General features: G+C 37.0%; 6 protein-coding genes (1 of these 6 only partly in view). All 6 read right to left on the bottom strand.

Annotated features, from left to right (window positions below):
- A protein-coding gene (gyrA, locus tag MKY06_RS00030; RefSeq protein WP_029319534.1) for a DNA gyrase subunit A crosses the window boundary here: on the bottom strand, positions 1–1104 show its beginning. It extends 1407 nt beyond the left edge of the window; only the first 1104 of its 2511 coding nucleotides appear in the window; it begins with the start codon at positions 1102–1104; its stop codon lies beyond the left edge, outside the window.
- A gap of 126 nt (positions 1105–1230) precedes the next feature.
- The gene (gene gyrB, locus MKY06_RS00025) at positions 1231–3147 is read right to left on the bottom strand and encodes a DNA topoisomerase (ATP-hydrolyzing) subunit B (protein WP_013054824.1); all 1917 of its coding nucleotides are present in this window, start codon (positions 3145–3147) and stop codon (positions 1231–1233) included.
- Positions 3148–3387: 240 nt separating this feature from the next.
- Positions 3388–4506: a DNA replication/repair protein RecF gene (recF, locus tag MKY06_RS00020; RefSeq protein ID WP_013054823.1), complete on the bottom strand. Its 1119-nt coding sequence runs from the start codon at positions 4504–4506 to the stop codon at positions 3388–3390.
- Between the two features lie 14 nt (positions 4507–4520).
- Positions 4521–4733, bottom strand: a complete 213-nt coding sequence (gene yaaA, locus MKY06_RS00015; RefSeq protein WP_029319529.1) for a S4 domain-containing protein YaaA — start codon at positions 4731–4733, stop codon at positions 4521–4523.
- A gap of 100 nt (positions 4734–4833) precedes the next feature.
- Complete coding sequence (gene dnaN, locus MKY06_RS00010) at positions 4834–5970, bottom strand: DNA polymerase III subunit beta (RefSeq protein WP_013054821.1); 1137 nt, start codon at positions 5968–5970, stop codon at positions 4834–4836.
- A gap of 186 nt (positions 5971–6156) precedes the next feature.
- A complete protein-coding gene (gene dnaA / locus MKY06_RS00005) occupies positions 6157–7500 on the bottom strand; it encodes a chromosomal replication initiator protein DnaA (RefSeq protein ID WP_013054820.1) in 1344 nt (447 codons plus the stop codon).

The following is a 7500-nucleotide window of genomic DNA, read 5'->3' as shown; positions in this document are numbered from 1 at the left end:
AAATTCAGTACGACGACGAATAACCACTACCTGATGGTCTAAGTAGTACTGTAGACATTGCTTCAAGTTCAATACTTTTGGCTGTCCATCTACTAATGCAAGGGTATTAATACCAAAACTTGTTTGAAGAGATGTCTGCTTATATAAGTTGTTTAATAAAACATTTGCATTTGCATCACGTCTTACTTCAATAACAATACGCATACCTGAACGGTCAGACTCATCTCGTAAATCCGTAATTCCATCAATCTTCTTATCACGAGCTAGCTCAGCAATTTTTTCAATTAGCTTTGCTTTATTTACTTGGTATGGAAGTTCATGAACAATAATAGTTTGTTTACCATTGCTTTGTTCTTCAATTTCTACTTTTGCGCGAACAATAATAGAACCTTTTCCAGTTTCATAAGCTTTACGAATTCCGCTGCGGCCAAGAATTTGTCCTGCAGTTGGGAAATCCGGGCCTGGAATAATCTCCATTAACTCTGCAATTGTGATATCAGGGTCTTGACTTACAGCTAAAACGCCGTCAATGACTTCCCCTAACTGATGCGGAGGAATATTTGTCGCCATACCTACCGCAATTCCGGCTGAACCGTTTACAAGTAAATTTGGAAATCTAGCAGGTAATACAATTGGTTCACGTTCAGAACCGTCATAGTTATCTTGGTAATCAATTGTATCTTTATTGATGTCACGCAACAGTTCCATCGAAACTTTTGACATTCTTGCTTCTGTATAACGCATAGCTGCTGCTGCATCTCCATCAACAGATCCAAAGTTTCCATGACCGTCGATTAGCATATAACGATAGCTAAAATCTTGTGCCATACGAACCATTGTTTCATATACAGCTGAGTCACCGTGTGGGTGATACTTACCAATTACTTCTCCTACGATACGAGCTGATTTTTTATATGGCTTATCAGATCCCATACCTAAATCATTCATTGCATATAAAATACGACGGTGCACAGGCTTAAGTCCGTCTCTTACATCTGGTAAAGCACGCGATACAATTACGCTCATTGCATAATCTAAAAAGGATGCGCGCATTTCTTGACTAATATTTACTTCTCTTATTTGAGAGTTTGGTTTATCTGACATCGATAAGAACCTCCTTCGCGAAGTTCAGTATAGTAATTCATATATATGTAAACGCAGGATAGAACCTATCTCCATCCTGACGTTTATATACCCTTTATAAAAAATATAAAGGGTATTACCGTTCATTTAAATATCAAGATTTTTTACGTACTGAGCATTTTCTTCAATGAAATTACGGCGTGGTTCTACTTTGTCGCCCATTAAAATTTCAAATGTCTCATCAGCTTCAATTGCATCTTGCAAGTTCACCTGAAGAAGGGTACGGAACTCTGGATCCATTGTTGTTTCCCATAATTGTTCAGGATTCATCTCTCCTAAACCTTTGTAACGCTGAAGGTTTGGTTTTGCGCCTTCAGGGAAAGAAGCTAATACCTCTTCTAATTGACGATCGTTGTACGCGTACTCCACTTTTTTACCTTGTGAAACTTTGTAAAGAGGCGGCTGAGCAATGTACACATATCCGTGCTCAATAATCTGTCTCATATAGCGATAGAAGAACGTTAGAAGAAGCGTACGAATATGCGCACCGTCTACGTCTGCATCTGTCATAATCACAATTTTATGGTAGCGGGCTTTCGAAATATCAAAATCGTCACCAATACCCGTTCCTAGAGCGGTAATGATTGTACGAATTTCGTTATTAGATAAAATTTTATCTAAACGCGCTTTCTCTACGTTGATAATTTTACCACGTAAAGGCAAAATAGCTTGGAAATGACGGCTTCTTCCCTGCTTAGCTGAACCTCCGGCAGAGTCACCCTCTACTACATAGAGTTCGCTAATAGAAGGATCTTTTGATGAACAATCTGCTAATTTACCCGGTAAGTTTGAAATTTCAAGCGCGCTTTTACGGCGTGTAAGCTCACGAGCTTTTTTAGCTGCCATTCTTGCTCTTGCAGCCATTAAACCTTTTTCAATTACCTTTTTCGCCACAATAGGGTTCTCTAGCAAGTAAGTTTCTAAGTGTTCTGCAAACACAGAGTCAGTAATTGTTCTTGCTTCACTATTTCCCAGCTTTGTTTTTGTTTGTCCTTCGAACTGCGGATCTGGGTGCTTAATAGAGATGATAGCTGTAATTCCTTCACGAACATCTTCACCTGTTAGATTGGCGTCACTGTCTTTAAATACGCTGTTTTTACGTGCATAGTCGTTAATTACACGCGTTAACGCTGTTTTAAATCCTGCTTCGTGCGTTCCACCTTCATATGTGTGAATATTGTTTGCAAAAGAATATAAATTACTTGTATAGCTATCGTTATATTGAATAGCAATTTCTACAGAAATGTTGTCTCGATTACCTTCAATATAGATTGGCTCTTCGTGAATCACTTCTTTCGAACGGTTTAAGTGTTCAACGTAAGACTTAATTCCACCTTCATAGTGATACTCACGTCTTTTATCTTCTTCACGTTTGTCTTCAATCGTAATTTTAATGCCGCGATTTAAGAAAGCTAACTCACGCAGACGATTAGCTAACGTATCAAAATCGTATTCAAGCGTTTCTGTAAAAATTTCACCGTCTGGACGGAATTGAATAACAGTACCTGTTTTATCTGTTTCTCCAACTACTTTTAAGTCAGCAGCCGGTACACCTCGTTCATATTTTTGATAATGAACTTTACCGTCACGATGTACGTGCACTTCCAAAGAGGTAGAAAGTGCATTAACAACTGAGGCACCTACACCGTGTAATCCACCAGATACTTTATAGCCGCCGCCGCCAAATTTACCTCCGGCATGAAGAACCGTTAAGATAACTTCAACGGCAGGTCTGCCCATTTTTTCTTGAATACCAACCGGAATTCCACGACCGTTATCTTTGACTGTAATACTATTATCCTTTTCGATAATAACATTAATTTCATCGCAATAGCCGGCCAGCGCTTCATCAATACTATTATCTACAATTTCCCATACAAGATGATGTAGACCCTTTGCGCTCGTCGATCCAATATACATCCCCGGACGTTTACGAACAGCTTCTAATCCTTCTAATACTTGTATCTGATCAGCTTCATATGCTTGTACTTCTTTTTGTTCCATCGTCAAATGTATCACCTACACTTTTTTTTAACAGCAAACTGCTGTATTTATCATTTTGTATTATGTTTTTCGAATATTATGTGGAAATAATACGGAGCCTTTAATGTATTTGCAATTTGTTTACTTATGCACAAAATTTTCATAATCGAGGGTACGAGTTGAAATATATAGACTTAAAACTATAATGATATCATATTTCAGTTAGATTGCCTTGCGAAAAGTTTTTAGATAGATCAATTGCTATTTGACCTTTTGAATTTGGCCAGCTTCTACGTGATATGTAGCGGCTTTTTCTAAGGTCTCGTGATGAATTCCTTCAATGCTCGTTGTCGTTACAAACGTCTGAACTTTTCCTTGAATGGTATTTAGCAAGTGTGATTGACGAAAATCATCTAATTCAGACAATACGTCGTCTAAAAGCAAGATTGGATATTCACCTACTTCTTGATGAATTAACTCGATTTCAGCAAGCTTTAACGATAAAGCAGTCGTCCGCTGTTGCCCTTGTGAACCAAATGTTTGAACGTCTTTTTCATTAACGTAGAAAAGAAGATCATCACGGTGTGGTCCTGCTAAGGTGACACCTCTATCAATTTCTCTACTTTTTATTTTATCAAACTTTTGATGATATGCTTCTAACATTTTCGACAAATCTGCATCTTCTGATACATCAATTGAATTCTTATACTCAATTTTTAATGTTTCTAAGTCTCGACTGATCCCTTTATGAATAGGCTCTGCCCACTGTTGAAGTAACTGTAAAAACTCAAAACGTTTTTTTAAGATTTTCGCCGCCATTTCACTTAACTGTAACGTAAGTACGTCTAAAAGTGAAAGATCCGTTTGTTTTTTTGTCTGCAGCTGCTTCAAATATTGATTTCTTTGCTGCAAAATCTTTTGATACCTGCTTAAATCATGCATGTAAACAGGCGAAACTTGACCAATTTCCATATCGATAAATTTGCGCCTTACTTGCGGACTCCCTTTAACTAGGTTCAAATCCTCCGGAGCAAACATGACAGTGTTAATTGACCCTATATATTGACTGAGTTTTTTCTGCTCAATGTGATTATATTTTGCTTTTTTCCCTTTTGTTGAGATGACTAAATCCAGTGTAACAGGTCCTCTATGCTTTTCTACAATGCCGGATAGCTTTGCATACTCACAGTCCCATTTAATTAATTCTTTATCGTTGGATGTACGATGAGATTTAGCCATAGATAATACGAAGATCGATTCCATCACGTTTGTTTTACCCTGTGCGTTTTCACCCAAAATGACGTTTACTTTATTTTCAAAAGGAATCGTTGTCTTCGTATAGTTTCGGTAATTTGTTAAAGTAATTTCTTTAATATACAAACGTTTCACCAACTTTAAGTAATAACAAATGATCCTGCAGCCGGTATATCCACTTCGTCATTTGCATATAATTTACGTCCGCGGCGCTCTTCTAGCTCCCCGTTTACATATACTTCGTGCTCACTTAAAAACCATTTTACCATTCCACCTGTTTGAATGACGTCTGCTAATTTTAAAAACTGGCCAAGCGTAATGTATTCAGTTGAAATTTTAACCTCTGTTTTCATGCGACTCTCTCACTTTCTAATGATGTATCTCTATTTTACTAAATAATTCTCCTTGAGAAAAGAAAGCTACTAGTACGGCATGCTAGTAGCTTTCTGAGATTTAATATGTTCGCACTGGTAAAATCAGCTGCAGCATTGAATCATCCTCTAATGTTCGAATGACAAATGGACGCATCGCACCAGTGAAGTTGATTTTGATATCTGTTCCTTCGAGCGCTTTTAATGCATCTAACATATATTTTGCGCTAAAAGAAATTTTTAATTCTTCTCCTGAGATAGACTGACTTTGTACCTCTTCAATTACTTTTCCGATTTCAGGAGAGTTAGAAGAGATTTCAACAATTCCTTCATCCAGCGTAGATAGTTTTACTACGTTGTTTCTTCCTTCACGAGCTAATAAAGAAGCGCGGTCAATCGATTGCAAGAATTCTTTTACGTTCAATATAACATCCGTTTTACTATCAGCTGGGATCAATCTTGAAGTATCAGGATAATTTCCGTCCAATAATCTTGAGAAAAATAGTAAATGTTTTGTTTTGAATAATACTTGATTTTCCGTGATAACAATGTCTACTAATTCATGAGAATCATCAAGGATCTTACTGAATTCACTTAAACTTTTACCTGGAATAACCACATTATACGTTGCTTCATTTCCAGTTTCAATGGTCGCTTTTCGCAAAGCTAGACGGTGACTGTCAGTGGCAATGCACGTTAATTCTTTGCCATCGACCTTCCAGTTTACACCTGTCAAGATAGGTCGTGTTTCTGAGGTGGACACCGCAAAGACAGTTTGTCGAATCATGTTTTTTAATAAGTCTGTCGGTAATCTAAACATGTTGTTTTCTTCGATCTGTGGTAAATGAGGATACTCTTCTGCATCTAAACCATTTAAGTTAAATTCAGCTTTTCCTGAACGAATGATTGTTAAAAAATGACTTTGGACGTCTAATTCTACAATGTCTTTAGGAAGCTTTTTTACGATTTCACTAAAGAAACGAGCTGGGAGAACAACGCTTCCTGGTTTTTGGATATCAACAATCTCTTTTCCTTCTTCTTCGTTTGGAATAAACGATTCAATCGAGATATCGGAATCACTTCCTGTTAAGGTAACACCTTCTTCAGTCGCTACAATTTTAATCCCCGTTAAAATTGGAATTGTTGTTCTAGAAGATACAGCTTTCATAACGTCTTGAACGCTTTGAACTAGATAGTCTTTCTGTATGATAAATTTCATAATAATTAATCCTCCTTAAAAGTAGGTTTAAAAGCTTATTATTTATTATATTTTAAGATAGTAGTAGTAATAGGGGCTGTGGAAATGTGGATAACCCCTAAAAACGTGAGAACACAGCCTATCCACATGTGGACAGACTGTGTACAATCCTAACTCACTTATACACAAAATACAAGTAAAAAAAGCCTATATTTTTAGTGATTCACTTATTTCTTTAATTTGTTTTTGTAGGTCAGTATCTGTTTGAACAAGTTTTGAGATTTTTTCATGAGCATGGATGACAGTAGTATGGTCTCGCCCGCCAAACTCTTCTCCAATTTTAGGCAGCGAAAAATCCGTTAGTTCGCGAGAAAGGTACATGGCAATTTGTCTAGGAAACGCAACTGACTTTGTACGTTTCTTTGCTTTGAAATCATCTAATTTTATATTAAATTCTTGTCCAACAATCTGTTGGATGTCTTGAATCGTAATAACCCTAGGTTTTGAACTAGGAATGATATCTTTTAATGCTTCTGCTGCTAAATCAGCGTTTATATCTTTATTAATTAGTGAAGAATAAGCTACTACACGAATAAGTGCGCCTTCTAATTCTCTAATATTTGAATCAATCTGATTGGCGATATAAAGCATAACTTCATTTGGAATAACTAAGCCGTCCGCTTTGGCTTTTTTACGCAAAATAGCAATTCGTGTTTCCAAATCTGGTGGTGTGATGTCTGTAATAAGGCCCCATTCAAAGCGAGAGCGAAGTCGATCTTCAAGTGTAGGAATTTCTTTCGGCGGTCGATCACTTGAGATGACAATCTGCTTGCTTTCTTCGTGAAGCGTATTAAACGTATGGAAAAATTCTTCTTGTGTCTGCTCTTTACCTGCTAAGAATTGAATATCATCAATCAGTAAAACATCTACATTACGGTATTTGTTGCGGAATTCTACTGCTTTATTGTCACGAATAGAGTTAATAAACTCGTTTGTGAATTTTTCAGATGATAAGTACACGACTTTCGCGGCAGGATTATGATCTAACACATAGTGGCCTATGGCGTGCATTAAGTGTGTTTTGCCTAATCCTACTCCCCCGTAAATAAAAAGCGGATTATACGCTTTAGCCGGCGCTTCTGCTACTGCTAAAGAAGCTGCATGCGCAAACCGATTTCCAGATCCGATAACAAATGTATCAAAGGTATACTTCGAATTTAGCATGCTTTGAGGAAATTCTGCTCCTTCGTCTTTATTGACTTTCTTTTTAGGAGTTTGAATATCGAATTCTTCCTCGGCCTGGTTAGGAGGAATAATAAATTTTACATCTAACTCTTCCCCCGTAAGATCATAAAGTGTTTCAGCAATTAAATTAGAATACCTAGATTCTAACCAGTCCCGTGCAAAATCATTAGGTGCAGTAATAATGAGCGTGTCTCCTTGTAAAGCATGAGCTTTTGTCGATTTGAGCCAGGTTTCAAAACTAGGTTTGCTTAATTTTTTTTCAATTTGATCTAAAGCTCTATCCCATAAATCATGAATGTTTTCCAA

The organism is Priestia sp. FSL P4-0332, assembly GCF_038005845.1.
Taxonomy (GTDB): Bacteria; Bacillota; Bacilli; order Bacillales; family Bacillaceae_H; genus Priestia.
Note: the sequence above shows the minus strand (reverse complement) of the source record. Positions and strands in the feature narration are given on the sequence as shown.